This window comes from Streptococcus mitis, assembly GCF_946190325.1.
GTDB classification, from domain to species: domain Bacteria; phylum Bacillota; class Bacilli; order Lactobacillales; family Streptococcaceae; genus Streptococcus; species Streptococcus mitis_CF.
Genome location: NZ_CAMHZR010000001.1, coordinates 452,983 through 478,736, shown reverse-complemented (window position 1 = coordinate 478,736; position 25,754 = coordinate 452,983). Strand labels below are relative to the sequence as shown.

The 25,754-nt window shown below is 41.2% G+C and carries 29 protein-coding genes, 1 pseudogene and 1 other annotated feature; of the genes and pseudogenes, 27 read left to right on the top strand and 3 right to left on the bottom strand.

Translation table 11 applies throughout. The features are described 5' to 3' along the window. Positions 1-37: 37 nt before the first annotated feature. The 3 genes from rocS to N8M95_RS02320 all read left to right on the top strand — a co-directional run bounded on the left by rocS (position 38) and on the right by N8M95_RS02320 (position 2,989). Positions 38-529 carry a chromosome segregation protein RocS gene (gene rocS, locus N8M95_RS02330; RefSeq protein WP_000021242.1) on the top strand — a complete coding sequence of 164 codons (492 nt, stop codon included), beginning with the start codon at positions 38-40 and terminating at the stop codon, positions 527-529. A 97-nt stretch (positions 530-626) separates the two neighbouring features. Beyond that, positions 627-1,217 carry a 3'-5' exonuclease gene (locus N8M95_RS02325; RefSeq protein ID WP_261116529.1) on the top strand — a complete coding sequence of 197 codons (591 nt, stop codon included), beginning with the start codon at positions 627-629 and terminating at the stop codon, positions 1,215-1,217. A gap of 8 nt (positions 1,218-1,225) precedes the next feature. Beyond that, positions 1,226-2,989 carry a glycerophosphodiester phosphodiesterase gene (locus tag N8M95_RS02320; RefSeq protein WP_261116528.1) on the top strand — a complete coding sequence of 588 codons (1,764 nt, stop codon included), beginning with the start codon at positions 1,226-1,228 and terminating at the stop codon, positions 2,987-2,989. Positions 2,990-3,162: 173 nt separating this feature from the next. Here N8M95_RS02320 and N8M95_RS02315 read toward each other — a convergent pair whose 3' ends face one another. Beyond that, a complete protein-coding gene (locus N8M95_RS02315; protein ID WP_261116527.1) occupies positions 3,163-4,245 on the bottom strand; it encodes a DEAD/DEAH box helicase in 1,083 nt (360 codons plus the stop codon). Beyond that, a complete protein-coding gene (locus N8M95_RS02310) occupies positions 4,242-5,219 on the bottom strand; it encodes a Gfo/Idh/MocA family protein (RefSeq protein ID WP_261116526.1) in 978 nt (325 codons plus the stop codon). The genes N8M95_RS02315 and N8M95_RS02310 overlap by 4 nt, the downstream gene beginning before the upstream one ends. Before the next feature lie 153 nt (positions 5,220-5,372). Here N8M95_RS02310 and N8M95_RS02305 point away from each other — a divergent pair, with 153 nt between their 5' ends. From N8M95_RS02305 to N8M95_RS02285, 5 genes are all read left to right on the top strand, one after another. Further along, on the top strand, positions 5,373-6,065 hold the full coding sequence (locus tag N8M95_RS02305) for a YoaK family protein (RefSeq protein ID WP_261116525.1): 693 nt from the start codon (positions 5,373-5,375) through the stop codon (positions 6,063-6,065). 58 nt (positions 6,066-6,123) lie between these two features. Next, positions 6,124-6,211, top strand: a sequence feature (ribosomal protein L21 leader region). Positions 6,212-6,246: 35 nt separating this feature from the next. After that, a complete protein-coding gene (gene rplU, locus N8M95_RS02300) occupies positions 6,247-6,561 on the top strand; it encodes a 50S ribosomal protein L21 (protein WP_000109141.1) in 315 nt (104 codons plus the stop codon). Between the two features lie 15 nt (positions 6,562-6,576). Then, a complete protein-coding gene (locus tag N8M95_RS02295) occupies positions 6,577-6,921 on the top strand; it encodes a ribosomal-processing cysteine protease Prp (protein WP_000613699.1) in 345 nt (114 codons plus the stop codon). A 16-nt stretch (positions 6,922-6,937) separates the two neighbouring features. Then, positions 6,938-7,231 carry a 50S ribosomal protein L27 gene (rpmA, locus tag N8M95_RS02290; protein ID WP_000916509.1) on the top strand — a complete coding sequence of 98 codons (294 nt, stop codon included), beginning with the start codon at positions 6,938-6,940 and terminating at the stop codon, positions 7,229-7,231. A gap of 317 nt (positions 7,232-7,548) precedes the next feature. Beyond that, on the top strand, positions 7,549-7,959 hold the full coding sequence (locus N8M95_RS02285; RefSeq protein ID WP_261116524.1) for a DUF5301 domain-containing protein: 411 nt from the start codon (positions 7,549-7,551) through the stop codon (positions 7,957-7,959). Positions 7,960-8,160: 201 nt separating this feature from the next. Here N8M95_RS02285 and N8M95_RS02280 read toward each other — a convergent pair. After that, positions 8,161-8,235, bottom strand: a pseudogene (locus N8M95_RS02280) (AraC family transcriptional regulator); the annotation flags it as partial. On the opposite strand from N8M95_RS02280, the gene N8M95_RS02275 reads away from it, so the two are divergent. The 19 genes from N8M95_RS02275 (at position 8,228) to N8M95_RS02185 (ending at position 25,665) form a co-directional block, all read left to right on the top strand. Continuing rightward, a complete protein-coding gene (locus tag N8M95_RS02275) occupies positions 8,228-9,136 on the top strand; it encodes a LysR family transcriptional regulator (protein WP_261116523.1) in 909 nt (302 codons plus the stop codon). The pseudogene N8M95_RS02280 and the gene N8M95_RS02275 overlap by 8 nt on opposite strands. Further along, positions 9,133-9,594: a signal peptidase II gene (gene lspA / locus N8M95_RS02270; RefSeq protein ID WP_261068769.1), complete on the top strand. Its 462-nt coding sequence runs from the start codon at positions 9,133-9,135 to the stop codon at positions 9,592-9,594. Before N8M95_RS02275 ends, lspA begins: the two co-directional genes overlap by 4 nt. Continuing rightward, positions 9,584-10,474 carry an RluA family pseudouridine synthase gene (locus N8M95_RS02265; RefSeq protein ID WP_261116522.1) on the top strand — a complete coding sequence of 297 codons (891 nt, stop codon included), beginning with the start codon at positions 9,584-9,586 and terminating at the stop codon, positions 10,472-10,474. Before lspA ends, N8M95_RS02265 begins: the two co-directional genes overlap by 11 nt. Before the next feature lie 109 nt (positions 10,475-10,583). Then, positions 10,584-11,693, top strand: a complete 1,110-nt coding sequence (proB, locus tag N8M95_RS02260; protein ID WP_228114036.1) for a glutamate 5-kinase — start codon at positions 10,584-10,586, stop codon at positions 11,691-11,693. Between the two features lie 9 nt (positions 11,694-11,702). Further along, entirely contained in the window at positions 11,703-12,965 is a 1,263-nt protein-coding gene (locus N8M95_RS02255; protein ID WP_261116521.1) for a glutamate-5-semialdehyde dehydrogenase, read from the top strand. Positions 12,966-12,968: 3 nt separating this feature from the next. Continuing rightward, positions 12,969-13,766: a pyrroline-5-carboxylate reductase gene (gene proC / locus N8M95_RS02250; protein WP_261116520.1), complete on the top strand. Its 798-nt coding sequence runs from the start codon at positions 12,969-12,971 to the stop codon at positions 13,764-13,766. Between the two features lie 228 nt (positions 13,767-13,994). Then, entirely contained in the window at positions 13,995-14,633 is a 639-nt protein-coding gene (gene tmk, locus N8M95_RS02245) for a dTMP kinase (RefSeq protein ID WP_120718813.1), read from the top strand. Further along, positions 14,630-15,520: a DNA polymerase III subunit delta' gene (locus N8M95_RS02240; RefSeq protein WP_261086473.1), complete on the top strand. Its 891-nt coding sequence runs from the start codon at positions 14,630-14,632 to the stop codon at positions 15,518-15,520. The genes tmk and N8M95_RS02240 overlap by 4 nt, the downstream gene beginning before the upstream one ends. Positions 15,521-15,559: 39 nt before the next feature. Beyond that, positions 15,560-15,877 carry a DNA replication initiation control protein YabA gene (gene yabA, locus N8M95_RS02235; protein ID WP_000358228.1) on the top strand — a complete coding sequence of 106 codons (318 nt, stop codon included), beginning with the start codon at positions 15,560-15,562 and terminating at the stop codon, positions 15,875-15,877. 2 nt (positions 15,878-15,879) lie between these two features. After that, complete coding sequence (gene rsmI / locus N8M95_RS02230) at positions 15,880-16,758, top strand: 16S rRNA (cytidine(1402)-2'-O)-methyltransferase (protein ID WP_261086475.1); 879 nt, start codon at positions 15,880-15,882, stop codon at positions 16,756-16,758. A 235-nt stretch (positions 16,759-16,993) separates the two neighbouring features. Further along, positions 16,994-18,328 (top strand): methylenetetrahydrofolate--tRNA-(uracil(54)-C(5))-methyltransferase (FADH(2)-oxidizing) TrmFO, encoded by a 1,335-nt coding sequence (trmFO, locus tag N8M95_RS02225; protein ID WP_261116519.1) that lies wholly within the window; start codon positions 16,994-16,996, stop codon positions 18,326-18,328. An 83-nt stretch (positions 18,329-18,411) separates the two neighbouring features. After that, positions 18,412-19,149, top strand: a complete 738-nt coding sequence (gene pyrH / locus N8M95_RS02220) for a UMP kinase (RefSeq protein WP_000002996.1) — start codon at positions 18,412-18,414, stop codon at positions 19,147-19,149. Positions 19,150-19,157: 8 nt separating this feature from the next. Continuing rightward, the gene (gene frr / locus N8M95_RS02215) at positions 19,158-19,715 is read left to right on the top strand and encodes a ribosome recycling factor (RefSeq protein ID WP_261116518.1); all 558 of its coding nucleotides are present in this window, start codon (positions 19,158-19,160) and stop codon (positions 19,713-19,715) included. 59 nt (positions 19,716-19,774) lie between these two features. Beyond that, positions 19,775-20,629, top strand: coding sequence for an RNA-binding virulence regulatory protein CvfB (gene cvfB, locus N8M95_RS02210; protein WP_001095445.1), 855 nt, complete (start codon positions 19,775-19,777; stop codon positions 20,627-20,629). Between the two features lie 8 nt (positions 20,630-20,637). Next, positions 20,638-20,853, top strand: coding sequence for a YozE family protein (locus N8M95_RS02205; protein WP_001232089.1), 216 nt, complete (start codon positions 20,638-20,640; stop codon positions 20,851-20,853). 84 nt (positions 20,854-20,937) lie between these two features. Beyond that, a complete protein-coding gene (locus N8M95_RS02200) occupies positions 20,938-21,942 on the top strand; it encodes a PhoH family protein (RefSeq protein WP_261116517.1) in 1,005 nt (334 codons plus the stop codon). Positions 21,943-22,154: 212 nt separating this feature from the next. Further along, positions 22,155-22,724 (top strand): GNAT family N-acetyltransferase, encoded by a 570-nt coding sequence (locus N8M95_RS02195; RefSeq protein WP_261116516.1) that lies wholly within the window; start codon positions 22,155-22,157, stop codon positions 22,722-22,724. 66 nt (positions 22,725-22,790) lie between these two features. Beyond that, positions 22,791-23,441, top strand: a complete 651-nt coding sequence (locus N8M95_RS02190) for a helix-hairpin-helix domain-containing protein (protein ID WP_261116515.1) — start codon at positions 22,791-22,793, stop codon at positions 23,439-23,441. Beyond that, positions 23,425-25,665, top strand: coding sequence for a DNA internalization-related competence protein ComEC/Rec2 (locus N8M95_RS02185; RefSeq protein WP_261116514.1), 2,241 nt, complete (start codon positions 23,425-23,427; stop codon positions 25,663-25,665). The genes N8M95_RS02190 and N8M95_RS02185 overlap by 17 nt, the downstream gene beginning before the upstream one ends. The last annotated feature ends 89 nt before the right edge of the window (positions 25,666-25,754 follow it).

The following is a 25,754-nucleotide window of genomic DNA, read 5'->3' as shown; positions in this document are numbered from 1 at the left end:
AAATAAAGAAAAGCTAGAAAACGTTTCAGAGGATATTATGAGTATTGAAATGACCGTCAGTGAGATTGCAGAGGTCTTAGGATTATCTCGCCAAGCAATCAATAACCGTGTCAAAGAATTACCAGAAGAAGACACAGATAAAAATGACAAAGGGGTAACAGTCGTTACCAGAAGTGGCTTGATTAAGCTAGAAGAAATCTATAAAAAAACGATTTTTGAAGATGAGCCTGTCAGTGAAGATGTCAAGCAACGTGAACTGATGGAGATTCTGGTTGATGAGAAGAATGCAGAAATTCTTCGTCTTTATGAACAATTAAAAGCCAAGGATCGTCAGTTATCAGAAAAAGATGAGCAGATGCGTATCAAAGACCGTCAGATTGCTGAGAAAGACAAACAACTCGATCAGCAGCAACAATTGACTCTTCAAGCCATGAAGGATCAAGAAAATCTTAAGCTAGAGCTGGACCAAGCAAAAGAAGAAGTCCAATCCACTAAGAAAGGCTTTTTTGCTCGTTTATTTGGAGGATAATCAAGGAGCTGTTTAGGTTAATGCTAACCTGATGGCTTCTTTTATTTCTAAATAGTATAGTTGCTCAAGTAAAATAACAGTATAGGAGAGGTAGAAAATGGAACGATTAGAAGATTACATTGCTTTTGACTTAGAATTTAATCAGCACGAAGGACAAACACACTTGATTCAAGTATCGGCAGTGCGTTTTAGAGATGGTCAGGAGATCGATGCCTATGATTCCTATGTTCATACCAGTGTGCCTCTAAAAAGTTTTATCAATGGTTTGACTGGGATTACAGCCGAGACCTTAAAAGATGCTCCTCCAGTGGAGGAAGTCATAAAAGAATTCCAAGAGTTTGTGGGTGCTTTGCCGATGGTTGGATACAATGCTGCTAAAAGTGATTTGCCTATTCTAGCAGAGCATGGTTTAGATTATAGCCGACAGTACAAGGTGGATCTGTATGATGAAGCTTTTGAACGTCGGAGTTCGGATTTACACGGTATTGCCAATCTCAAATTGCAAACCGTTGCCTCGTTTCTTGAATTTCAAGGTCAGTCTCATAATAGCTTAGAGGATGCTCGTATGACAGCGCGTGTTTACGAGTCCTTTCTAGAGTCAGACCAAGCTAGAGAATTGTTAGGGACAGAAAGTAGTCTATCAAACAATCCTTTTGGAGGCTTGGACTTGTCTCAATTATTTGACTAGGAGTGCCTATGAAACCTGAAAAACCTAAAAATCTAGGTTTTAAGCAGATATACTTTAATCTAGATAAAATACTCTTTCTCTTTTTCTTGACTTTTATGATGATTGAGTTTGTCTGGTTACCGTCCAATTCTTGGATTGCTGGACTTTTACTCCGTCAGACAGGTTATCTCTTTCTATCTTACAACAATATTTTTGCCATTATAAAGGGTTCTCCCTTTGTTAGTCTTGCTTTATTTATTCTGGTAATCGTTAATTTACTGATCGCCTATTACCAGATAGGACTTCTCTTTATCGGAGCCCGGCATTTATTATGCCATGAAAAAAGGACCTTGCTGGAGTACAGTCGCAAGGTCTTTCGCCAAAGTTTTTTGTTTATGAAGCAAGTCACGCTTGCAAAGATAGCCTTTATCTTCTTTTATGTCATGATGCTCTTTCCATTGATTCGAAAGATTTTAAAGATTTACTACCTAAATAAAATTGTCATACCGGACTTTATCGTTGATTATGTAGAAGACAAGTATTGGCTAGTAGGTATAGTGGTTACTATTCTGGCTTTACTTCTATTTTACATTTCAGTGCGTTTCATGTTTGCTCTACCTCAGCTTTTATTTGAGAAAAAAACAGTCAAAGAAGCAGTCAGATACAGTCTAGAGAAGACAAGAAAGCACTCCTGGTTTTATACTTGGAACTTGCTTTGGATTGTCGTCAAAACCTACCTATTTTTCATTCTTTTATTGATTCCAATCTTGGCAAGTCAGGCACTAATGGATGGTTTGACCCATAAGGAATCTCTTGTTATGGGAATTATCAACTTTGTCTTGATTAAGAATTTCCACTATATGACCTTGACTTACTTTCTCATTAAGTTTGTTTCCTTCTTAACAGGAGAAGAACTAGAAATCACACCAAGGAGAAAGAAAGACCACTGGATGAGATGGGGAGTGATGGGCTGTGCTTGTATCTTTTTCGCTCTTGAGGGTTATGTTTATTTAGAAGCTCCAGTTTCACATAAACCTTTAATCATTTCTCACAGGGGAGTATCTAATAAGAATGGTGTGCAAAATACTGTCCAATCACTAGAAAAAACCGCTCAGTTATCTCCAGATTTCGTTGAGACAGATGTTCAGGAAACAAAAGATGGTCAGTTTGTCATGATGCATGATGCCAATATCAAGAAATTGACAGGAGTTAATGCCAATCCTCAGGATCTCACTTTGGAAGAATTAACCAAACTCAATATTTCAGAAAATGGTTATCATAGCAAGGTGTCCAGTTTTGATGACTATCTCAATAAAGCCAATGAATTGCATCAAAAACTCCTCATTGAAATTAAAACCAGTCGAAAAGATAGCCCAGATATGATGAAACGCTTTATGGAAAAATATGGAACTGTTCTTAAGCAGAATGGTCACCAAATGCAATCCTTGGACTACCATGTGATTGACCAGGTTTTAGCCTATGATACTCAAATTCCAGTCTTTCTCATCCTACCTTATAATAGTATTTTTCCAAGAACCAAGGCTACAGGTTATACCATGGAGTATTCAACTTTAGATGAAAATTTTGTCAACAAGCTTTGGAATACCGATCAGAAATTGTACGTGTGGACCATCAATAGTTCAGAGTCCTTTGATAAATCTGTTCAATTGGGAGCTGACGGCATGATAACGGATGATTTGGAAATGATTCAAGATCAAGTTACCATTGCCCAAGAAGACCCAGAGTATACTGAATTGCTTTTCAAACAGGCCATGGAATTCTTTAATTTTTAGTAATAAAAAAGAGCTTGGGACAAAATAGTTTTCAACCACAAAAAAGCAACGGCAAATCCGTTGCTTTTTTGGAGATAAGGGGCTATTGTCCCAAGCTCAGTCTTGAGATAAGGTCCTTAGAAACTCGTATTCTAAGGATCTTATTTTAAATCAGAGGTTGACTAAGGCCAACATTATTTAATATAGAGTTCTTGATTTTTTAGGACAATTTCTCGTACACTTGCAAACTTTTTGAGTTTTTTAAGTTCTTCATGATGGGTTACGAGAGTGATAACATAACCTTCTTTGCCCATGCGGCCAGTACGGCCAGCACGGTGAGTGTAGGTTTCAATGTCTCTAGGAACATCAAAGTTTACGACACATTCTAGGCTATCGATATCAATTCCACGTGCCAGAAGGTCAGTTGCAAGAAGTAGGGTTAGTTGCTTATCCTTGAATCTCTCTAAAATTACTTTTCTGAACTTGACATTGACATCACTAGCAAGAGAAACAGCCAAGATATCCCGATACTGTAGTTTTTCTTCTGCGCTTCCAAGGTCTGACAGGCTGTTAAAGAAGACCAGACCGCGAAAATCCTCCACATGAGCCAGTTTTCGTAGCATATCCACTCGGTGACGTTGATCTACCTGCATGTAGAAGTGCTGGATGTTGTCCAATTTTTGGTCAGAAAGATCAATGGTACGTGTGTTAGGCGCAATCTTTTCTTGGTCAAACTTGGTCGTCGCACTCATGTAGACCAGTTGGTGGTCACGCGGTGCGTAGTGAGTGATTTTCTCGACAAAGTGTATCTGAGAATCATCTAGTAATTGGTCAAATTCATCTAGGATGATGGTTTCCACATTCATCATCTTGATTTTTTTCAATTTAATTAGTTCAAAGATACGGCCAGGGGTTCCAATCAGAATTTCTGGTCCTTTTTTTAGGCGTTCAATCTGGCGTTTCTGACTCGAACCTGATAAGAAGAGTTGGGCAGTTAAGCCGATAGCTTCAGCCCACGTTTTACATACATCAAAAATCTGTCCAGCAAGTTCTGTATTTGGTGCTAGAATCAAGAGTTGTTGGGCTTTTTTCTTTTGTAGTCTGAGAAGACTTGGTAGAAGGTAAGCTAGGGTCTTACCAGTTCCTGTTGGGCTCACTCCTAGAAGATTTTCTCCAGCAAGAAGGGGCTCAAATAGTTGAATTTGAATGGGGGTGAATTCTTGGAAACCGAGTTGGTCACTTAGTTCTTGCCATTCAGTAGGTAGTTTGGTTTTCATTTTTCTGCCTCAAATCTAATGCCAGCAGTCTGGCGCATGGTATATAGTAGCTCATGAACATAACTTGCATCTTCCAGCCAAGTTTGGTAGAGATTCAGATCTGGTTGCTGGATCATGTGTGCAAATGCAGCAACTTCCTCAGTCATCGTATGAGGAGCTTGTTGGATAGGGAGCTGAACTTGATTGCCTTGATGGTCGGTAAAAATAGCCGAGCGAACATGCTCAATCGTGTTGAGAGTCAAGGTTCCATCTGTTGTGTAAATTTCGCAAGGAAGATTGGAAGTGATGTTTTTCCCAGCTTTGATATGAACTTGAAAATCAGGGTAAAAGAGGATTCCGTCTCCATTCAGGTCCATGCTATTGTCAAGCTGTTGCCCCTGATAGGTCGCGTCCTTAGCTTTTCCAAAGAGGCGAATAGCAGCATAGAGGGGATAAATCCCCAAATCCATGAGAGCACCGCCAGCAAAACGATCTGAGAAGACATTTGGTATCTCCCCAGCCAACAAGTTAGGCATTTTGGAAGAATACTTGGCATAGTTGAAATCTGCCCCTAAAATTTGCTTGTCTGCTAAAAAGTTTTTGATGATAGTGAAAGCTTTTTCATGGTGATTGCGAGCTGCTTCGAATATAAAACAGTGATTTTTCTCAGCTGTATGTCTCAAATCTAGCAATTCTTGTGGCTGAGTGACAGCTGGCTTTTCAAGAATGACATGTTTACCTGCAGTCAATGAAGCTTTTGCCTGAGCAAAATGCAAGGAGTTTGGGCTAGCAATATAGACCACATCAAAGGAACTCTGCAAGAAATCCTCTACTTGATCAAAGAGTTGGATATTCTGATAGCGAGAAGCAAAGGTTGCCGCAGTTTCTAGTTTTCTAGAATAGACTGCGACCAGCTTGTATTCTCCACTGGAATGGGCTGCTTCTATGAAGTAGTGGCTGATAGCCCCTGTTCCGATGACACCTAATTTAAGCATAGTTACTCCTTTTCCGATTTCAAATCCTTCTTTCATTATAACACAGATAGACGGGACTATCCAACAGAGGGTAAAAAAATTCAAATAAGCTACTAGGCCTTTTCCAAAGAAAGTGGTAAAATAATGAGATGAGTAAATGAAATGGGAGGGAAAATGAGGTTATTACCTATAAGAAAAATATCACGTCAGTCTAAGAGGCTAGCGCTTTTTTTGACGTTTTGTGCAGGTTATGTAGATGCCTATACTTTTATTGTGCGAGGGAATACTCTTGTAGCTGGACAAACTGGGAATGTCGTATTTCTTTCAGTGGGACTTATTCAACATAATGTTTCTGATGCCAGTGCTAAAGTAATGACCTTGCTAGCTTTTATGATGGGGGTCTTTTTACTAACTGTTTATAAGGAAAAATTAAGAATTGTGAAAAAACCAATTTTGTCACTGATTCCTTTGGCAATCTTATCAGTAGTTATCGGTTTTGTACCGCAGACTGTAGATAATATCTATCTAGTACCGCCTTTGGCTTTCTGTATGGGACTAGTGACAACTGCTTTTGGAGAAGTGTCGGGTATTGCCTACAATAACGCTTTTATGACAGGGAACATCAAACGGACCATGCTGGCTTTTGGAGATTATTTCCGAACTAAGCACACTCCTTTTTTGCGTGAAGGGTTCATATTTGTTAGCCTGCTTAGTAGTTTTGTCCTTGGCGTTGTCTTTTCAGCCTATTTGACGATTTTCTATCATGAAAAGACCATTCTTGGTGTTCCTATTATGATGAGTATTTTTTACCTCAGCATGCTTTTTGCATCTTGGCAGAAAAAAGTAAAAGAAAAAGCTTCATTTTAGGTGTTATTACTTGTAAGAAAATAGGAGATATGCTATACTTGAAGAGTTGACTATGCACGATCCTGTGCAACCGCACGAACATCGTTGCTTGATTATTCAAGTTTAAGTGGTTCGTCCCACGATGCTAGGCGAGTCTTCACAAAAATTCGGGGAAACCCATAAAAATCATAGGAGGTGCATAATGAGCACATACGCAATTATCAAAACTGGTGGAAAACAAGTTAAAGTTGAAGTTGGTCAAGCAGTTTACGTTGAAAAATTGAACGTTGAAGCTGGTCAAGAAGTTACTTTTAACGAAGTTGTTCTTGTTGGTGGTGAAAACACTGTTGTCGGAACTCCACTTGTTGCTGGAGCTACTGTAGTTGGAACTGTTGAAAAACAAGGAAAACAAAAGAAAGTTGTTACTTACAAGTACAAACCTAAAAAAGGTAGCCACCGTAAACAAGGTCACCGTCAACCATATACTAAAGTTGTCATCAACGCAATCAACGCTTAATTTTAAGGAGAACACATGATACAAGCAGTCTTTGAGAGAGCCGAAGATGGCGAGCTGAGGAGTGCGGAAATTACTGGACACGCCGAGAGTGGCGAATACGGCTTAGATGTCGTGTGTGCATCGGTTTCTACGCTTGCCATTAACTTTATCAATTCCATTGAGAAATTTGCAGGCTATGAACCAATCCTAGAATTAAACGAAGATGAAGGTGGCTATCTGATGGTTGAAATTCCAAAAGATCTTCCTTCACACCAGAGAGAAATGACCCAGTTATTCTTTGAATCATTTTTCTTAGGTATGGCAAACTTATCGGAGAACTCTTCTGAGTTCGTCCAAACCAGAGTTATCACAGAAAACTAACACGGAGGAAAACATTATGTTAAAAATGACTCTTAACAACTTGCAACTTTTCGCCCACAAAAAAGGTGGAGGTTCTACATCAAACGGACGTGATTCACAAGCAAAACGTCTTGGAGCTAAAGCAGCTGACGGACAAACTGTAACAGGTGGATCAATCCTTTACCGTCAACGTGGTACACACATCTACCCAGGTGTAAACGTTGGTCGTGGTGGAGACGATACTTTGTTCGCTAAAGTTGAAGGCGTAGTACGCTTTGAACGTAAAGGACGCGATAAAAAACAAGTTTCTGTTTACCCAATCGCTAAATAAAAAGATTCAGTGAATCTTTTTATCCCGAGCCTTGAAATATAAAGGCGAGGATGCTGAATAGCATAAATAAGGCTTTCCGAGTTTTCGGAGAGCCTATTTTTTTGTTTTGGTACCCATTTTGGTACCCATATTTTAAAATCCTATGTAAGAAGCAAATTTGTCGGTCACTCTATTTTACAATGAAAAAATAGTTTAATGTAGAGCTTTTAGAGTCATGAAATTTATAAGAGAATAAGATATTGTAAAAATTGCTAAGGTTTGATATTATGACTGTATCTGAGTAAGGAAGCAGGGATATTGAAGGGATGTGAACCTGTATGAAAAAGCTTATCACTGTAATAGTCTGTTTAATCTCTTTTCTTGTTCTATCTGCTTGTGTTAGTAAGAAAAAACTTATTCTTCCTGAACCTGAAACGATCTCTGTTATTTCTCTACAGAAAAAACTCACTGAAGATGTTAAAACTATAATCAAGAGAGAAGAAGTTTCAAAGTTGATTGAGGAGATACAGGGACAGTCCAGATCTACAACTTTAGAAAGTTCAAATGATCAACCGACAAATGTTAAAGATTACATCATTATCAAATTCACTCATCAGAATGAAGAAAAGGATAGTGTAGTCTATCTATATACTATGAAAGAAAAACAGTATATTGAACAACCTTATGTTGGGATTTGGGAGGTAGGTCCAGATATAGCTAATAGGATTGAAGAGTCTTATTCTAGTTGATTTATAGAATATAAGAAATCTTTAGAGAGTTTTCTTTTATCAAATTATTGGAAATCGAATTTGTATCGTGTTTTACACGGTAAATCAACAAGATTTGCTGTTTTTATTTGTTTGAAATCAGATGAGGAGTAAAAAAAGATCTCATTCTAATTTTTGTCTGGGGATGTTAGAGTATTCATTGAGACTTGAAAGTTTCCTGACTTTTTTCCTTTTTGGAAAACTTGTAAAATATGGTATAATGAAAAGATAAAGAAGTTGGGGGTAGAAGATGAACATTCAACAATTACGCTATGTTGTGGCTATTGCCAATAGTGGTACTTTCCGTGAAGCTGCTGAAAAGATGTATGTTAGTCAGCCGAGTCTGTCCATTTCTGTTCGTGATTTGGAAAAAGAATTGGGATTTAAGATTTTCCGTCGAACTAGCTCAGGGACTTTCTTGACTCGTCGTGGTATGGAATTCTATGAAAAAGCGCAAGAATTGGTTAAAGGATTTGATATTTTTCAAAATCAGTATGCCAATCATGAAGAAGAAAAGGATGAATTTTCCATTGCTAGTCAGCACTATGACTTTTTGCCACCAACCATTACGGCCTTTTCAGAGCGCTATCCTGACTATAAGAATTTCCGAATCTTTGAATCAACTACTGTTCAAATTTTAGACGAAGTAGCTCAGGGACATAGTGAGATTGGGATTATCTACCTCAACAATCAAAATAAAAAGGGGATTATGCAACGGGTTGAAAAGTTAGGCCTGGAGGTCATTGAATTGATTCCATTCCATACCCACATTTATCTTCGCGAGGGGCATCCTTTAGCTCAGAAAGAGGAATTGATCATGGAGGATTTAGCGGATCTACCAACAGTTCGTTTTACCCAAGAGAAAGACGAGTACCTTTATTATTCGGAGAATTTTGTCGATACTAGTGCTAGCTCACAGATGTTTAATGTGACAGACCGCGCTACCTTGAATGGTATTTTAGAGCGGACGGACGCTTATGCGACAGGGTCTGGATTTTTAGATAGTGACAGTGTCAATGGCATTACAGTTATTCGTCTCAAGGATAATTTAGATAACCGCATGGTTTATGTCAAACGTGAGGAAGTGGAACTCAGTCAAGCTGGGACTCTCTTTGTAGAAGTCATGCAAGAATATTTTGATCAAAAGAGGAAATCATGAAAAAAAGAGGAATAGTAGCAGTCGTTGTACTGCTTTTGATTGGGCTGGATCAGTTGGTAAAATCCTATATCGTCCAGCAGATTCCACTGGGTGAAGTGCGCTCTTGGATTCCCAATTTCGTTAGCTTGACCTACCTGCAAAATCGAGGGGCAGCCTTTTCTATCTTACAAGATCAGCAGTTGCTATTCGCTGTCATTACTCTGGTTGTCGTGGTAGGTGCCATTTGGTATTTACATAAACACATGGAGGACTCACTCTGGATGGTTTTGGGTTTGACCTTGATTATTGCAGGTGGTCTTGGAAACTTTATTGACAGAATCAGTCAGGGCTTTGTTGTGGATATGTTTCATGTGGATTTTATCAATTTTGCAATTTTCAATGTCGCAGATAGCTATCTGACTGTTGGAGTGATTATTTTATTGATTGCAATGCTAAAAGAGGAAATAAATGGAAATTAAAATTGAAACTGGTGGCCTGCGTTTAGATAAGGCTTTGTCGGATTTGACAGAATTATCACGCAGTCTCGCGAATGAACAAATCAAATCAGGTCAGGTTTTGGTCAATGGCCAAGTCAAGAAAGCTAAATACACTGTCCAAGAGGGCGATGTCGTTACTTACCATGTGCCAGAATCAGAGGTTTTAGAGTATGTGGCTGAGAATCTTCCACTAGAAATCATCTATCAAGATGAGGATGTGGCCATTGTTAACAAGCCTCAGGGAATGGTTGTGCATCCGAGTGCTGGTCATACTAGTGGAACCCTAGTAAATGCCCTTATGTATCATATTAAGGACTTGTCGGGTATCAATGGGGTTCTGCGTCCAGGAATTGTTCACCGTATTGATAAGGATACGTCAGGCCTTCTCATGATTGCTAAAAACGATGAGGCGCATCTAGCACTTGCACAAGAACTCAAGGATAAAAAGTCTCTTCGTAAATATTGGGCAATTGTTCATGGAAATTTGCCTAATGATCGGGGTGTGATTGAAGCACCGATTGGCCGTAGTGAAAAAGACCGTAAGAAACAGGCTGTGACTGCCAAAGGGAAGCCTGCAGTGACTCGTTTCCACGTCTTGGAACGCTTTGGTGATTACAGCTTAGTAGAGTTGCAGCTGGAGACAGGGCGCACTCATCAGATCCGTGTTCACATGGCTTATATTGGTCATCCAGTCGCTGGTGATGAAGTCTATGGTCCTCGCAAGACTTTGAAAGGACATGGACAATTTCTTCATGCTAAGACTCTAGGATTTACTCATCCGAGAACAGGTGAGACCTTGGAATTTACAGCAGATATCCCAGAGATTTTTAAGGAAACTTTAGAGAGATTGAGAAAGAATTAGATGTGATAAAAGGTTGAGATGACTTGTCTCGACCTTTTTCCTATCAACTCTTTTCTATTTCCTGTCATTAATGTTATAATGGATAAATATGAAGAATCGGAGTGAGACTATGAAATACAAACGGATTGTCTTTAAGGTGGGGACTTCTTCTTTGACAAATGAGGATGGAAGTTTATCACGTAGTAAAGTAAAGGCTATTACCCAACAGTTGGCTATGTTGCACGAGGCTGGTCATGAATTGATTTTGGTGTCGTCAGGTGCCATTGCTGCAGGTTTTGGAGCTTTAGGATTTAAAAAGCGTCCGACTAAGATTGCTGATAAACAGGCTTCAGCAGCGGTAGGACAAGGGCTTTTGTTGGAAGAATACACGACCAACCTCCTCTTGCGCCAAATCGTTTCTGCACAAATCTTGCTGACCCAGGACGACTTTGTGGATAAGCGTCGTTATAAGAATGCCCATCAGGCTTTGTCAGTTCTACTTAGCCGTGGGGCGATTCCTATCATCAATGAGAATGACAGTGTCGTTATTGATGAGCTCAAGGTTGGGGACAATGACACTCTGAGTGCTCAGGTAGCGGCCATGGTCCAAGCAGACCTTTTAGTCCTCTTGACAGACGTAGACGGTCTTTATACTGGAAATCCTAATTCAGATCCAACAGCTAAACGCCTGGAGAAAATTGAGACCATCAATCGTGAGATTATTGATATGGCTGGTGGAGCTGGATCTTCAAACGGAACTGGGGGTATGTTGACTAAGATTAAAGCTGCCACTATTGCGACAGAATCAGGAGTTCCTGTTTATATCTGCTCATCCTTGAAGTCAGATGCCATGATTGAGGCGGCTGAGGAGACCAAGGATGGTTCCTACTTTGTTGCTCAAGAGAAGGGACTTCGTACCCAGAAACAATGGCTGGCTTTCTATGCTCAGAGTCAAGGTTCTATTTGGGTTGATAAAGGGGCTGCAGAAGCTCTCTCCCAACATGGAAAGAGTCTTCTCTTATCTGGTGTTGTTGACGCAGAAGGCGCCTTTTCTTACGGTGATATCGTGACAGTATTTGACAAGGAAAGTGGAAAATCACTTGGAAAAGGACGCGTGCAATTTGGAGCATCTGCTTTGGAGGATATGTTGCGTTCTCAAAAAGCCAAGGGTGTCTTGATTCACCGTGACGACTGGATTTCCATTACTCCTGAAATCCAACTACTCTTTACAGAATTTTAGAGGTAAACTATGGTAAGTACACAAGAACAATTTGAACGGGTACAGGCTGTTAAAAAATCGATCAACACAGCTAGTGAAGAGGTGAAAAACCAAGCTTTGCTAGCCATGGCTGATCATTTATTAGTAGCTACTGAGGAAATTTTAGCGGCCAATGCCCTTGATATGGAAGCGGCCAAGGGTAAAATCTCAGATGTGATGTTGGATCGTCTTTATTTGGATGCAGGGCGCATAGAAGCGATGGCAACTGGGATTCGTGAAGTGGTTGCTTTACCAGATCCAATCGGTGAAGTTTTAGAAACAAGTCAGCTTGAAAATGGCTTAGTGATTACCAAAAAACGTGTGGCTATGGGTGTTATCGGTATTATCTATGAAAGTCGTCCAAATGTGACGTCTGACGCGGCTGCTCTGGCTCTCAAGAGTGGAAATGCGGTTGTTCTTCGTAGTGGGAAGGATGCCTATCAAACAGCTCATGCTATTGTCACAGCCTTGAAGAAGGGCTTGGAGACGACTACTATTCACCCAGATGTGATTCAACTGGTGGAAGATACCAGCCGTGAAAGCAGCTATGCCATGATGAAGGCCAAGGGGTATCTAGACCTTCTTATTCCTCGTGGGGGAGCTGGTTTGATCAATGCAGTGGTTGAGAATGCGATTGTACCAGTTATCGAAACAGGGACAGGGATTGTTCATGTTTATGTCGATAAGGATGCAGATGAAGACAAGGCTCTGTCTATCATCAACAATGCCAAAACCAGTCGTCCTTCTGTCTGCAATGCCATGGAGGTTCTACTTGTTCATGAAGACAAAGCAGCAAGCTTCCTTCCTCGCTTGGAGCAAATGCTGGTTGCAGATCGAAAAGAAGCTGGGTTGGAACCAATTCAATTCCGCTTGGATGAAAAAGCAAGTCAGTTTCTTTCAGGTCAAGCAGCTGAGGCCCAAGACTTTGACACCGAGTTCTTAGACTATGTATTAGCTATTAAGGTTGTGAGCAGTTTAGAAGAAGCGGTTGCCCATATTGAAGCCCACAGTACCCATCATTCGGATGCCATTGTGACTGAAAATGCTGAAGCTGCAGCTTACTTTACAGATCAAGTGGACTCTGCAGCGGTGTATGTTAATGCCTCAACTCGTTTCACAGATGGAGGCCAATTTGGTCTTGGTTGTGAAATGGGGATTTCAACTCAGAAACTGCACGCGCGTGGTCCAATGGGCTTGAAAGAGTTGACCAGCTACAAGTATGTGATTGCTGGTGATGGGCAGATAAGGGAGTAAGAGATGAAGATTGGATTTATCGGTTTGGGGAATATGGGTGCTAGTTTGGCCAAGGCTGTTTTGCAGGCCAAGACGGGTGATGACCTTCTCCTTGCCAATCGTAGTCAAGCCAAGGTAGATGCTTTCATTGCTGACTTTGGCGGTCAGGCTTCTAAAAATGAAGAAATTTTTGCAGAAGCAGATGTGATTTTTCTAGGAGTAAAGCCTGCACAGTTCTCAGACTTGCTTTCTCAATACCAGACCATCCTTGAAAAACGAGAAAGTCTTCTTTTGATTTCGATGGCAGCTGGATTGACCTTGGAAAAACTGGCTAGTTTTCTTCCAAGTCAGCACCGAATTATTCGTATGATGCCAAATACCCCAGCTTCTATCGGTCAAGGAGTGATTAGCTATGCCTTGTCTCCTAATTGCAGGGCTGAGGACAGTGATCTCTTTTGTCAGCTTTTAACCAAGGCTGGACTCTTGGTTGAACTTGGGGAAGGCTTAATCGACGCTGCGACAGGTCTTGCAGGCTGTGGGCCGGCCTTTGTCTATCTCTTTATCGAGGCCTTGGCAGATGCGGGCGTTCAGACAGGATTGCCACGAGAAACGGCATTGAAAATGGCAGCACAAACTGTGGTAGGAGCTGGTCAATTGGTTCTTGAAAGTCAGCAACATCCTGGAGTATTGAAAGACCAAGTCTGTAGCCCAGGCGGTTCGACTATCGCTGGTGTAGCAAGTCTAGAAGCGCATGCTTTTCGAGGAACGGTCATGGATGCAGTTCATCAAGCTTACAAACGAACACAAGAACTAGGTAAATAAGAGGTGGCTTTGACTGCCTCTTTTATGGTGGTTGATACTCTTCGAAAATCTCTTTAAACTGCGTCAGCTTCCATCTGCAACCTCAAAACAGTGTTTTGAGCAACCTGCGGCTAGCTTCCTAGTTTGCTCTTTAATTTTCATTGAGTATTAAATGAGAAGACAAAAAGATTGTCACAAACCCCTATTTTTTTGATAGAATAGAAGTAGTAAAAAAGAAATGAGTTAGACATGTCAAAAGGATTTTTAGTCTCTCTTGAGGGACCAGAGGGAGCAGGAAAGACCAGTGTTTTAGAAGCTCTGTTACCAATTTTAGAGGAAAAAGGGGTAGAGGTGCTGACGACTCGTGAACCAGGCGGAGTCTTGATTGGGGAGAAGATCCGTCAAGTGATTTTGGATCCAAGTCATACTCAGATGGATGCGAAGACAGAACTTCTTCTCTATATTGCCAGTCGCAGACAGCACTTGGTGGAAAAAGTTCTTCCAGCCCTTGAAGCTGGCAAGTTGGTCATTATGGATCGTTTCATCGATAGTTCAGTTGCCTATCAGGGATTTGGTCGTAGCTTAGATATTGAAGCGATTAACTGGCTCAATCAGTTTGCGACAGATGGCCTTAAACCTGATTTGACACTCTATTTTGACATCGAGGTGGAAGAAGGGCTGGCTCGCATTGCTGCTAATAGCAATCGTGAGGTCAATCGTTTGGACTTGGAAGGGTTGGACTTGCATAAAAAAGTCCGTCAAGGCTACCTTTCTCTTCTGGACAAAGAAGGAAGTCGTATTGTCAAGGTTGATGCTAGTTTTCCTTTGGAGCAAGTTGTGGAAACTACCAAGGCAGTTTTGTTTGATAGAATGGGATTAGCTAAATGAAACAAGATCAACTAAAGGCCTGGCAGCCAGAACAGTTTGACCGCTTTGTCCGTATCTTGGAGCAAGACCAGCTCAATCATGCTTACCTCTTTTCAGGTTTCTTTGGAAGCTTGGAAATGGCGCAATTTTTAGCTAAGAGCCTCTTTTGTACAGATAAAGTAGGTGTTTTACCATGTGAGAAATGCCGAAATTGTAAGCTGATTGAAAAGGGAGAGTTTCCCGATGTTACTTTGATTAAGCCAGTCAATCAGGTCATCAAGACAGAACGGATTCGAGAATTGGTGGGGCAGTTTTCTCAAGCAGGGATTGAAAGCCAGCAGCAGGTTTTTATTATCGAGCAAGCTGAGAAGATGCACCCCAACGCAGCCAATTCTCTGCTCAAGGTCATAGAAGAACCCCAGAGTGAGGTTTATATTTTCTTCTTGACCAGCGATGAAGAAAAGATTTTACCGACAATCCGAAGTCGGACGCAGATTTTCCACTTTAAAAAGCAAGAAGAAAAGCTCATCCATCAATTAGAACAAGCAGGTCTGGTCAAGAAAAAAGCAACTCTTTTAGCCCAGTTTAGTCAATCGCGAGCTGAAGCAGAAAAGTTAGCCAATCAGGCAAGTTTTTGGACCTTGGTTGATGAAAGTGAACGCCTGCTGACTTGGTTAGTGGCTAAGAAAAAAGAAAGTTATCTGCAGGTTGCTAAATTAGCCAACTTGGCAGATGACAAGGAAAAACAAGATCAGGTTTTACGAATTCTTGAAGTTCTCTGTGGGCAAGATATCCTACAAGCAAGAGTAAGAGTGATTCTACAAGATTTGCTAGAAGCTAGAAAAATGTGGCAGGCTAATGTCAGCTTTCAAAATGCCATAGAATATCTGGTCTTGAAAGAAATGTAAACTCAAAAATGAACGATAAAGAAAGGAAAGGGCTGTTTTATGGACAAAAAAGAATTATTTGACGCGCTGGATGATTTTTCCCAACAGTTATTGGTAACCTTGGCCGATGTGGAAGCCATCAAGAAAAATCTCAAGAGCCTAGTAGAAGAAAATACAGCTCTTCGCTTGGAAAATAGTAAGTTGCGCGAACGCTTGGGTGAGGTGGAAGCAGATGCTCCTGTCAAGGCCAAACATGTTCGCGAAAGTGTCCGTCGCATTTACCGTGATGGATTTCACGTATGTAATGATTTTTATGGACAACGTCGAGAGCAGGACGAGGAATGTATGTTCTGTGACGAGTTGTTATACAGGGAGTAGGCATGCAGATTCAAAAAAGTTTTAAGGGGCAGTCTCCCTATGGTAAGCTGTATCTAGTGGCAACGCCGATTGGCAATCTAGATGATATAACTTTTCGTGCTATCCAGACCTTGAAAGAAGTGGATTGGATTGCGGCTGAGGACACGCGCAATACAGGACTTTTGCTCAAGCATTTTGACATTCAGACAAAGCAGATCAGTTTTCATGAGCACAATGCCAAGGAAAAGATTCCGGATTTGATTGGTTTCCTGAAAGCAGGGCAAAGTATTGCTCAGGTATCCGACGCGGGTCTACCTAGCATCTCAGACCCTGGTCATGATTTGGTTAAGGCAGCGATTGAGGAAGAGATTGCTGTTGTCACAGTTCCAGGTGCCTCTGCAGGAATTTCTGCTTTGATTGCCAGTGGTTTAGCGCCACAGCCACATATCTTTTACGGCTTTTTACCGAGAAAATCAGGCCAGCAAAAGCAATTTTTCGACTCGAAAAAAGACTATCCTGAAACTCAGATTTTCTACGAATCGCCTCACCGTGTGGCAGATACGTTAAAAAATATGCTAGAAGTCTATGGTGACCGCTCAGTAGTCTTGGTCAGGGAATTGACTAAAATCTATGAAGAATACCAAAGAGGTACCATTTCTGAATTGCTGGAAAGTATCGCTACAACGCCACTCAAGGGCGAATGCCTTCTCATTGTTGAAGGTGTCAGCCAAGATGTGGAGGAAAAAGATGAGGAGGACTTGTTCTTAGAAATCCAAGTCCGCATAGAGCAAGGCATGAAGAAAAACCAAGCTATCAAGGAAGTCGCTAAGATTTACCAGTGGAATAAAAGCCAGCTATACGCTGCCTACCACGATTGGGAAGAAAATCAAGAAAATGACTAAACAGGGAAGTTTGCCTTCTTCCCTTTTTTTGTTATACTAGTAGAAGAAAAAATTAGAAAGATTTGTGGGAGTGAAAAAGTCCGGGGGACTTTTTCAGCCTGAGCCAAGAAACTCGAAAGCGAAGTAAGTCCTGTGGGCTTTTTCATCCTGAGCCAAGAAATTCGAAAACTCTTAAGTTTGATTGGCTTTTTCAATGTGAACCTTGTCTTCACACTCCCAAAGAGGTATTAGTGTCGTGTCTCAATCTTATATCAATGTTATCGGTGCTGGTTTGGCAGGTTCTGAAGCAGCCTACCAAATCGCAGAGCGTGGTATTCCAGTTAAACTTTATGAAATGCGTGGTGTCAAGTCAACACCCCAGCACAAAACAGACAATTTTGCTGAGTTAGTTTGTTCTAATTCCCTTCGTGGGGATGCTTTGACAAATGCAGTTGGTCTTCTCAAGGAAGAAATGCGTCGCTTGGGTTCTGTTATCTTGGAATCTGCTGAAGCAACCCGCGTTCCTGCAGGTGGTGCTCTTGCGGTGGACCGTGATGGTTTCTCCCAAATGGTAACCGAAAAAGTTGCCAACCATCCCTTGATTGAAGTGGTTCGTGATGAAATTACAGAATTACCGACTGATGTAATCACAGTTGTCGCTACTGGTCCTTTGACCAGCGATTCCTTGGCTGAAAAGATTCATGCTCTTAATGACGGCGATGGTTTCTATTTCTACGATGCGGCAGCGCCGATTATTGATGTCAACACCATCGATATGAGCAAGGTCTATCTCAAGTCTCGGTATGACAAGGGAGAAGCTGCTTATCTCAATGCTCCAATGACCAAGCAAGAATTTATGGATTTCCATGAAGCCTTGGTCAATGCGGAAGAAGCTCCGCTTAATTCTTTCGAAAAAGAAAAGTATTTTGAAGGCTGTATGCCTATCGAAGTCATGGCCAAGCGTGGCATTAAAACTATGCTTTATGGACCTATGAAACCAGTGGGTCTTGAGTATCCGGACGACTACACAGGACCTCGTGATGGAGAATTTAAAACACCTTATGCGGTTGTGCAACTTCGTCAGGATAATGCAGCTGGTAGCCTATACAATATCGTCGGTTTCCAGACCCACCTCAAATGGGGAGAACAAAAGCGTGTCTTCCAAATGATTCCAGGTCTTGAAAATGCGGAGTTTGTTCGTTATGGTGTTATGCACCGCAATTCTTATATGGATTCACCAAATCTTCTTGAACAGACTTACCGTTCTAAGAAACAACCAAATCTCTTCTTTGCTGGTCAAATGACGGGTGTGGAAGGCTATGTAGAGTCAGCAGCGTCAGGATTAGTTGCGGGAATTAACGCGGCTCGTCTTTTCAAGGGAGAAAGTGAAGCTATTTTCCCAGAGACGACAGCGATTGGAAGCTTAGCTCATTACATCACTCATGCAGATAGCAAACATTTCCAACCAATGAATGTCAATTTCGGTATTATCAAGGAGTTGGAAGGCGAGCGTATCCGTGATAAGAAGGCTCGTTATGAAAAAATTGCAGAGCGTGCCCTCAGAGACTTAGAGGAATTTTTGACTGTCTAATTTTTTTCAAAGAATTGCTCATGATACTATAAAAATCTTAGAAATTGTGATAAAATAGGTAGGATAAAAAAAGGAGAGTGAAAATGGCGAATCCCAAGTATAAACGTATTTTAATTAAGTTATCAGGTGAAGCCCTTGCCGGTGAACGTGGCGTAGGGATTGATATCCAAACAGTTCAAACAATCGCAAAAGAGATTCAAGAAGTTCATAGCTTAGGTATCGAAATTGCCCTTGTTATTGGTGGAGGAAATCTCTGGCGTGGTGAACCTGCAGCAGAAGCAGGTATGGACCGCGTTCAGGCAGATTACACAGGAATGCTTGGGACTGTTATGAATGCTCTTGTGATGGCAGATTCATTGCAACAAGTTGGGGTTGATACACGTGTGCAAACAGCTATTGCTATGCAACAAGTGGCAGAACCTTATGTCCGTGGACGTGCCCTTCGTCACCTTGAAAAAGGCCGTATCGTTATCTTTGGTGCTGGAATTGGTTCACCTTACTTCTCAACAGATACAACAGCGGCCCTTCGTGCGGCTGAAATCGAAGCGGATGCCATCCTTATGGCTAAAAATGGTGTCGACGGTGTTTACAATGCCGATCCTAAGAAGGACAAGACAGCTGTTAAATTTGAAGAATTGACCCACCGAGATGTTATCAATAAAGGTCTTCGTATCATGGACTCAACAGCTTCAACCCTCTCAATGGATAACGACATTGACTTGGTTGTCTTCAACATGAACCAACCAGGCAACATCAAACGTGTCGTATTTGGTGAAAATATCGGAACAACAGTTTCAAATAATATCGAAGAAAAGGAATAAGAAAGATTATGGCTAACGCAATTATTGAAAAAGCTAAAGAGAGAATGACCCAGTCTCACCAATCACTTGCTCGTGAATTTGGTGGTATCCGTGCTGGTCGTGCCAATGCAAGCTTGCTTGACCGTGTAAATGTAGAATACTACGGAGTCGAAACTCCTCTTAACCAAATTGCTTCAATTACGATTCCAGAAGCGCGTGTTTTGTTGGTGACACCATTTGACAAGTCTTCATTGAAAGACATCGAACGTGCCTTGAACGCTTCTGATCTTGGTATCACACCAGCTAACGACGGTTCTGTTATTCGTTTGGTTATCCCTGCTCTTACAGAAGAAACTCGTCGTGACCTTGCTAAAGAGGTGAAGAAAGTCGGTGAGAATGCTAAAGTGGCTGTCCGCAATATCCGTCGCGATGCTATGGACGAAGCTAAGAAACAAGAAAAAGCAAAAGAAATCACTGAAGACGAATTGAAGACTCTTGAAAAAGACATTCAAAAAGTAACAGACGATGCTGTTAAACACATCGACGACATGACTGCCAACAAAGAGAAAGAACTTTTGGAAGTCTAAAAATAAACAGAAAAACTCAGTTGGCATTGCTGGCTGAGTTTTATTCGAAAGAAGGAAATATGAATACAAATCTTGCAAGTTTTATCGTTGGACTAATCATCGATGAAAACGACCGTTTTTACTTTGTGCAAAAGGATGGTCAAACCTATGCTCTTGCTAAGGAAGAAGGTCAGCATACAGTGGGGGATACGGTCAAAGGTTTTGCCTACACGGATATGAAGCAAAAACTCCGCCTGACAACCTTAGAAGTGACTGCCACTCAGGACCAATTTGGTTGGGGCCGTGTTACAGAGGTTCGTAAGGACTTGGGTGTCTTTGTGGATACAGGCCTTCCTGACAAGGAAATCGTTGTGTCACTCGATATTCTCCCTGAGCTCAAGGAACTCTGGCCTAAGAAGGGCGACCAACTCTACATCCGTCTTGAAGTGGACAAGAAAGACCGTATCTGGGGCCTCTTGGCCTATCAAGAAGACTTCCAACGTCTAGCTCGTCCTGCCTACAACAACATGCAGAACCAAAACTGGCCAGCCATTGTTTACCGCCTCAAGCTGTCAGGAACTTTTGTTTACCTGCCAGAAAATAATATGCTTGGTTTCATTCATCCAAGTGAGCGCTATGCAGAGCCACGTTTAGGGCAAGTGTTAGATGCGCGTGTCATTGGTTTTCGTGAAGTGGACCGTACCTTGAACCTCTCCCTTAAACCACGTTCTTTTGAAATGTTGGAAAATGATGCTCAGATGATTTTGACCTACTTGGAAAGCAATGGTGGTTTCATGACTTTAAATGATAAGTCATCTCCAGACGATATCAAGGCAACCTTTGGTATTTCTAAAGGTCAGTTCAAGAAGGCACTTGGTGGCTTGATGAAGGCTGGCAAAATCAAGCAAGACCAGTTTGGGACAGAGTTGATTTAGGGAGACATATGAGAAAATCATTTTACACTTGGCTTATGACTGAGCGCAATCCTAAAAGTAATAGTCCCAAAGCTATCTTGGCAGACCTAGCTTTTGAAGAGTCTTCCTTCCCAAAACACACCGATGATTTTGATGAGGTGAGTCGCTTTTTGGAAGAGCATGCCAGTTTCTCTTTTAACCTAGGAGACTTTGACGCTATCTGGCAAGAATACTTAGAACACTAGCATGATTCACTGGGTTTGGGCTAGTAATTTCTCCGCCCCTTTGCTATAATAAAAAGAAATAAAAGGATTAGAGAGGTTCTTTATTTGAAGGAACATTCAATAGACATTCAACTGAGTCATCCAGATGACCTGTTTCATCTTTTTGGTTCCAATGAACGCCATCTTCGTTTGATGGAAGAAGAGCTTGATGTTGTGATTCATGCCCGTACGGAGATTGTGCAGGTTTTGGGAGAAGAAGCTGCATGTGAGGAAGCCCGTCAGATTATCCAAGCCTTGATGGTTTTGGTGAATCGTGGGATGACGGTTGGGACGCCAGATGTGGTGACTGCAATTAGCATGGTCAAAAACGATGAAATTGATAAGTTTGTCGCCCTTTACGAAGAAGAAATCATCAAGGATAATACTGGGAAGCCTATCCGTGTCAAAACACTGGGTCAAAAACTTTATGTGGACAGTGTCAAACAGCATGATGTGACCTTTGGAATTGGGCCAGCAGGTACAGGGAAGACCTTTCTTGCAGTGACCTTGGCGGTGACAGCTCTTAAACGTGGTCAGGTTAAGCGGATTATCCTAACACGCCCGGCAGTGGAAGCTGGCGAGAGTCTAGGTTTTCTTCCGGGTGATCTTAAAGAGAAGGTAGATCCTTACCTTCGACCTGTTTATGATGCCTTGTATCAGATTCTGGGGAAAGACCAAACAACTCGTCTCATGGAGCGTGAAATTATCGAGATTGCACCTCTTGCCTACATGCGTGGACGAACCTTGGATGATGCCTTTGTCATTCTCGATGAGGCGCAAAACACGACCATCATGCAGATGAAGATGTTCTTGACGCGTTTAGGTTTTAATTCTAAGATGATTGTCAATGGAGATATCAGTCAGATTGACCTGCCACGTAATGTCAAGTCCGGTTTGATTGATGCCCAAGAGAAACTCAAGAATATCCATCAGATTGACTTTGTTCATTTTTCAGCCAAGGATGTGGTTCGCCATCCTGTTGTCGCTCAGATTATCCGAGCTTATGAACCAGTACCAGTTAAAAATGAAGAGCGCGAAGAATTAGATACTCAACCTCTATCTGAAGGATAGTTCTTTTGTACTTAAAGTTATCTCAATGTTAAGTCTATAGTAGATTGAAGTTAGAATAGTACGTCGTGATTGCTAAAATATTTCTAGAAATAAATTTGACTTTCCTAATCGATTTGTTCATATTTTATTTCAATCTACTATAAATTTGCGTTTTAAATGTTTCATTCAATATCCTTGTATTAGATTAGAAAGGTTTCAAGTGGTAGAAACGTATGGAATCAATTTTTTTAAAACTAGCTCAGTATCCCATAGTGGAGACTAAGCGTTTATTGCTTAGACCTGTAACCTTGGATGATGCGGAAGAAATGTTTGAGTATGCCTCGGACAGAGAAAATACGCGTTACACTTTTCCAACCAATCAAAGCTTGGAAGAAACTAAGAATAATATTGGTCAGTTCTACTTGGCCAATCCCTTGGGACGCTGGGGAATAGAACTAAAAAGCAATGGCAAATTTCTCGGAACCATTGATTTGCACAAGATTGATCCTGCTCTTAAGAAGGCGGCTATTGGCTACATTATCAATAAAAAGTATTGGAATCAAGGTTTGACGACAGAAGCCAATCGTGCTGTGATTGAGCTAGCTTTTGAGAAGATAGGAATGAATAAGTTAGTTGCTTTATACGATAAGGCTAATCCCGCGTCAGGAAAGGTCATGGAGAAATCAGGAATGCGTTTTTCCCACGAAGAACCATATGCTTGTATGGACCAGCATGAAGAAGGCCGAATCGTTACAAGAGTTCATTATGTCTTGACCAAGGAAGACTATTTTGCAAATAAATAAGCAGTTGAAAAGAAATTTTCGACTGTTTTTTCTTTCTCTTACGAATAATCTAAGAGAGGAGAAAATATGGAAGCAATTATCGAGAAAATCAAAGAGTATAAAATCATCGTCATCTGTACTGGTCTGGGCTTGCTTGTAGGAGGATTTTTCCTACTAAAACCAGCTCCACACACACCTGTCAAGGAAACGAATTTGCAGGCAGAAGTTGCAGCTGTTTCCAAGGATTCATTAACCGAAAAGGAAGTGAAGAAGGAAGAAAAGGAAGAATCCCTTGAACAAGATCTAATCACAGTAGATGTGAAAGGTGCTGTCAAATCACCAGGGATTTATGATTTACCAGTTGGAAGTCGGGTCAATGATGCTGTGCAGAAAGCTGGTGGCTTGACAGAGCAAGCAGACAGCAAGTCGCTCAATCTAGCTCAGAAAGTTAGTGATGAGGCTCTGGTTTACGTTCCATCTAAGGGAGAAGAATCAGCTAGTCAGCAGGCAGGTTCTGGGACAGCTTCTTCGACGAGCAAAGAAAAGAAGGTCAATCTCAACAAGGCTAGTCTGGAAGAACTCAAGCAAGTCAAGGGTCTGGGAGGAAAACGAGCTCAGGATATTATCGACCATCGTGAGGCAAATGGGAAATTCAAGTCGGTCGATGAACTCAAGAAAGTCTCTGGCATTGGTGCCAAGAACATAGAAAAGCTAAAAGATTATGTTACAGTGGATTAAGAATTTCTCTATTCCCCTAATTTACCTTAGTTTTCTGTTACTTTGGCTTTACTACACCATTTTTTCTGCATCCTATCTCGCATTGCTAGGTTTTATTTTTCTGCTCGTCTGTCTCTTTTTCCAATTTCCTTGGAAATTAGCAGGTAAAGTTCTAGTGATTTGTGGAGTCTTTGGTTTTTGGTTTCTGTTTCAAAATTGGCAACAGAGTCAAGCTAGTCATAACCTAGCGGATTCTGTTGAGAGGGTACGGATTTTGCCTGACACTATTAAGGTCAATGGTGATAGTCTATCCTTTCGTGGCAAGTCTGATGGACGCATTTTTCAAGTCTATTATAAACTCCAATCCGAGGAGGAGAAAGAACAATTTCAAGATTTAACAGACCTTCATGAGATAGAACTAGAAGGAAAACTTTCAGAGCCAGAAGGGCAGAGAAATTTTGGTGGCTTTGACTACCAAGCTTATCTGAAGACTCAGGGAATTTACCAGACTCTCAATATCAAAAAAATCCAGTCACTTCAAAAGGTTGGCAGTTGGGATATAGGAGAAAATCTATCCAGTTTACGCCGAAAGGCTGTGGTTTGGATTAAGACACATTTTCCAGATCCTATGCGCAATTACATGACGGGGCTTCTATTAGGACATCTGGACACTGACTTTGAGGAGATGAATGAGCTTTATTCTAGTCTAGGAATTATCCACCTCTTTGCCTTGTCGGGGATGCAGGTAGGCTTTTTCATGGATGGATTTAAGAAACTTCTCTTGCGATTGGGCTTGACCCAAGAAAAGTTGAAATGGCTGACCTATCCCTTTTCCCTTATCTATGCAGGACTGACAGGGTTTTCAGCATCAGTCATTCGCAGTCTCTTGCAGAAGTTACTGGCTCAACATGGTGTTAAGGGTTTGGATAATTTTGCCCTGACGGTGCTTGTCCTCTTTATCATCATGCCCAACTTTTTCTTGACAGCAGGAGGAGTCTTGTCCTGCGCTTATGCTTTTATCTTGACCATGACCAGCAAAGAAGGGGAGGGGCTCAAGGCTGTTGCTAGAGAGAGTCTAGTCATCTCCTTGGGCATATTGCCCATTCTATCCTTCTATTTTGCGGAATTTCAACCTTGGTCCATTCTTTTAACCTTTGTCTTTTCCTTTCTATTTGACTTGGTCTTCTTACCGCTCTTGTCTATCTTATTTGTCCTTTCTTTTCTCTATCCAGTCATTCAGCTTAATTTTATTTTTGAATGGTTGGAGGGAATGATTCGCTTTGTATCACAGGTGGCAAGTAGACCGCTTGTCTTTGGACAACCCAATGCATGGCTTTTAATTCTATTGTTAATTTCCTTGGCTTTGGTCTATGATTTGAGGAAAAACATTAAAAGGCTAGCAGTATTGAGCTTATTGATTACGGGTCTCTTTTTCTTGACCAAGCATCCACTGGAAAATGAAATTACTATGCTGGATGTTGGGCAAGGTGAAAGTATTTTCTTACGGGATTTAACTGGGAAAACCATTCTCATAGATGTAGGTGGCAAGGCAGAATCTGATAAGAAAATCGAAAAATGGCAAGAAAAAACGACGACCAGCAATGCCCAGCGAACTTTGATCCCCTATCTCAAAAGTCGCGGAGTATCCAAGATTGACCAGCTAATTTTGACCAATACGGACAAGGAACATGTTGGAGATTTGTTGGAGGTGACCAAGGCTTTCCATGTAGGGGAAATTTTAGTGTCAAAAGGCAGTCTGAAACAGAAGGAATTTGTTGCAGAACTACAGGCAACTCAAACCAAGGTGCGTAGTGTGACAATGGGAGAGAATTTGCCAATTTTCGGAAGTCAGTTAGAAGTCCTATCTCCAAGGAAAATTGGAGACGGAGGTCATGAAGATTCCCTGGTTTTGTATGGAAAACTATTGGATAAAAACTTCCTTTTCACTGGAAATTTGGAGGAGAAAGGAGAGAAGGACTTGCTGAAGCACTATCCTGACCTAGAGGTGGATGTCTTGAAAGCAAGCCAACATGGCTCTAAAACCTCATCAAGTTTAGCCTTTCTAGAAACACTCAAACCAGAGTTTACTCTCATTTCAGTTGGAAAGAACAATCGAACGAAACTCCCCCATCAGGAAACCTTGACCCGACTGGAAGATATCAATAGTAAAGTTTACCGAACTGATCAGCAAGGAGCTATACGCTTTAAAGGTTGGAAAAATTGGAAAATCGAAAGTGTTCGATAGGAAGGACAAATATTATATATTAGTAAAATAAACTAAAAATCTGTTGCATAATAATGATAAAAACGATATAATGAAAGCGTATTCAATAT